The following is a 2,969-nucleotide window of genomic DNA, read 5'->3' as shown; positions in this document are numbered from 1 at the left end:
GAATACACGCGCGTGACCGAGCGGGACGTGCTGGCCATTCGCGCGTACCTGAACACGGTGACGCCGATTCGCTATACGCCGCCGCGCAACGAACTAAGCTTTCCGTTCAATCAGCGCTGGCTCATGTTTTTCTGGAACCTGTTCAATTTCCACGAAGCCCGTTTCGTGCCCGATCCGAAGCAAAGCCCGCAGTGGAACCGGGGCGCTTATCTCGTCGAGGGCCTGGCTCACTGCGAGGAATGCCACACCCCGCGCAATTTCATGCAGGGACTCAGATCGAGCGATCGCTTGTCGGGCGAAGTACAGGCCGGCTGGCGCGCCTTCAATATCACGCCCGACAAAGCGGGCGGCATCGGCAACTGGAGCGACGACGACATCGTTCGCTACCTGGGAACCGGGGCCGTGCCAGGACGGGCGAACGCGGCCGGACCGATGGCCGATGTGGTGGCGAACAGCACGCAGTATCTGACGCCCGACGATTTGCGTGCGATCGCCGTGTATTTGCGTGCGGTGCCGCCCGTCGCGGGCGGCCAGACCCGTCCGCGCGATCAATGGGGCCGCCCCACCGACGACGTCAAAGCCTTGCGCGGCACCCGTGTGACCGGCGTCGACGGCGCACAGCTGTTTTTGGGCAATTGCGCGAGCTGTCACAACTGGACGGGGCAGGGGATCGGCGGTTCGGCGCGGCTTGCGTATCCTTCATTGATACATAACAGTGTGGTGGGTTCGCCCGATGGCGCCAATTTGGCGCTGGTCATCTTGCATGGCGTGAATCGCCGGACGAAAGATGCCGACGTCATGATGCCGGGTTTCGGCGACGAGTTGACCGACGATCAAATCGCCGCGATCGCGAATTACGTCACGAAGCACTTCGGCGATCCGAAGGCGACCGTGACGGTGGGCGACGTCGCCAAGTTGCGGCAGCGTCAGCAATAGAGCGCACGGCGGCCGTTGAAGCATCCGGCCCGCTGCGCGTCATCCGAGGTGCCGGGTGCATCCGTGCAGCGCTGGCTCATGAAAGCGCTGCACGGGCCACCCGGCCGAATTATGATGCCCGTATGGACATGACGAGCGAGGCGTTTCCTATCGTTAGCCGGCACGCGGCCAACACCGCGGGCCGCGATTTCGTCGTCGGCGACTTGCACGGTTGCGTCGACGCGCTGCGCTATTTGCTGCGCGAAATCATCTTCGATCCGGCTTGCGATCGGCTCTTTTCCGTGGGCGATCTGATCGACCGCGGCCGCCAATCCGAAGAGGCGCTGGCGTTGCTCGACAAGCCGTGGTTCTTTCCGGTGCTCGGAAATCACGAGGAAGCGCTTTGCCTCGTGGCGGAAGGAAGCATGCCGCGCAGGGCCTGGGAGGCACTCGGCGGCAGTTGGGCGCACGCGGTGCCGGATGCCGTTCTGCGCGCGTATGCGAGGCGTTTGCGGACGTTGCCGCTCGTGCGCGTCGTTGGCAGCGGGCCGCGGCGCTTCAATGTTCTACATGCGGAATTCTTCGGCGACGATGCCGCGCTCGATGCCGGATTCTTCACGGAGCGCGTGTACCAACAGTTGCTATGGGGGCGCGAGCTTGCGCTCGGCAGCGGCATCGTCGAGCGTCAGACAGGACTCTCGCCGACCTACTGCGGCCATACGCCGATGCGTGAAATCGGCCGTATCGGCTCGCAGATCTTCATCGACACGGGCGCATTCGCCTCCATGGGCAAGCTGACTGTGACCGAAGCGTTGACAGCGCGCGCGTGGTCGATTTCAGTGGAACGGGCGGTGGCCGAAGGGGCTGCCCAGATGTCGCTGCCTTAAGCGGCGCAAGTCGCGCCGATGCGCCGAAGCGTTGCGCTGAATGGCCGCAGCCATTGGCCGCCGACGGCATAGCACTACCCGATTTGATTCAGTTCGAACACGCTGTCGATCGCGGTGCCGTTCCAGTTGTATTCCAGATATGCCGCATGGTGGCAGTCGCGCAGCAGGGTGGTCTTGAAGGCGGCCAGACATTCGCCGGACGGGTCGCGCACGGACGGATAAACGATGCCCGCGGCGTCCGCTTCTCGAACGCGCCGCCCCAGTGCCTGTCCGGCCGAATAATCGATTGGCGAGAGCACAGCCGGATCGAGCGCCGGGTCGTCGCGCAAATCAATCGCCTCGCCTCGCGCGAGCACGGTATAGAGCCGCATTTGCTGGCGCAGCGGCGGCTCTTTTGTCGCGGCCAGAAACAACGCTGAGTGATAGCGCGTTTCCGCGACCGCCGTTCGCGCTTCGCGGGCGCAATAGAAGATGCCATAGCTGCCGTCCGAGAACCGGCTGCCGAGCGGATTCAGATGCGTGAACGCCGCCATGATGGGCCCGTAGCCGGGACCGAAGCGGCGCTCCTCGGGAGGAACGAGATCGAGTTCGCCCACTTCGGTACGCAGGCGGTCGTTCGTCATTGCTTCGAGCGCGTAGAGCGCGTCGAAATCGTCGGTTGACGCCACGCGATCGAACAGATTGACGGCGGGAAACCGCGTGGGAATGACGCGATAGGCCGGCGACCAATCGATGCGTGCGAGGCGCGGGGGAAGGAGGCGGTCTTCAGCCGTCGTCACGCCCATCCGCCCCGCATCGCGTCGAGATATTGGCGCACGGCCACCAGATCGCTGACGTTACCGGCGAGCATCCGGTCGAGCGCGCTGCTTCCGCCGAACGGCGGCGCGCTGTTCGGCCGCTTGACCCACGCGTCGGCAGTGGCCGGCTCCGGCAAGAGAATCTGCAATGCCTTATAGATACCGAGCAGCAGCGATAGGCGTTCGAGCGTATCGCGTGAGGGGCGTGCCGAGGCCGGCGCCGCTTTCCACTTGAAGAAGGTGGAGCGCCCGGGCGAGCCCAAAAGGACGATCTGCTCGTCGATCCCGAGTCCCCAGTCCCGCGCGATATTGAAGAACGCACGCAAGCCCGCGGCGGACATCTCCGCGATGGACGGAGCGGCGGCGGACG

Annotated in this window: 4 protein-coding genes; 2 read left to right on the top strand and 2 right to left on the bottom strand. The window is 64.6% G+C overall.

Features of this window, described 5'->3' with window-relative positions; all coding sequences use genetic code 11:
- Together ACTHL0_RS20460 and ACTHL0_RS20455 are read left to right on the top strand one after the other, a co-directional pair.
- Nucleotides 1-936, top strand: a 936-nt coding sequence (locus ACTHL0_RS20460; RefSeq protein ID WP_440568709.1) for a c-type cytochrome, incomplete at its 5' end; no start/stop codon positions are given.
- A 128-nt stretch (nt 937-1,064) separates the two neighbouring features.
- Nucleotides 1,065-1,802: a metallophosphoesterase gene (locus ACTHL0_RS20455; RefSeq protein ID WP_440568711.1), complete on the top strand. Its 738-nt coding sequence runs from the start codon at nt 1,065-1,067 to the stop codon at nt 1,800-1,802.
- A 74-nt stretch (nt 1,803-1,876) separates the two neighbouring features.
- Here the strand turns inward: ACTHL0_RS20455 and ACTHL0_RS20450 are convergent, their stop codons facing one another.
- Both ACTHL0_RS20450 and ACTHL0_RS20445 read right to left on the bottom strand, forming a co-directional pair.
- On the bottom strand, nt 1,877-2,587 hold the full coding sequence (locus ACTHL0_RS20450; RefSeq protein WP_440568708.1) for an RES family NAD+ phosphorylase: 711 nt from the start codon (nt 2,585-2,587) through the stop codon (nt 1,877-1,879).
- Nucleotides 2,578-2,940: an MbcA/ParS/Xre antitoxin family protein gene (locus ACTHL0_RS20445; RefSeq protein ID WP_440568710.1), complete on the bottom strand. Its 363-nt coding sequence runs from the start codon at nt 2,938-2,940 to the stop codon at nt 2,578-2,580. The genes ACTHL0_RS20450 and ACTHL0_RS20445 overlap by 10 nt, the downstream gene beginning before the upstream one ends.
- Between the last annotated feature and the right edge of the window lie 29 nt (nt 2,941-2,969).

The sequence above is a fragment of the Trinickia sp. genome (genome assembly GCF_051961175.1).
GTDB lineage: Bacteria > Pseudomonadota > Gammaproteobacteria > Burkholderiales > Burkholderiaceae > Trinickia.
Note: the sequence above shows the minus strand (reverse complement) of the source record. Positions and strands in the feature narration are given on the sequence as shown.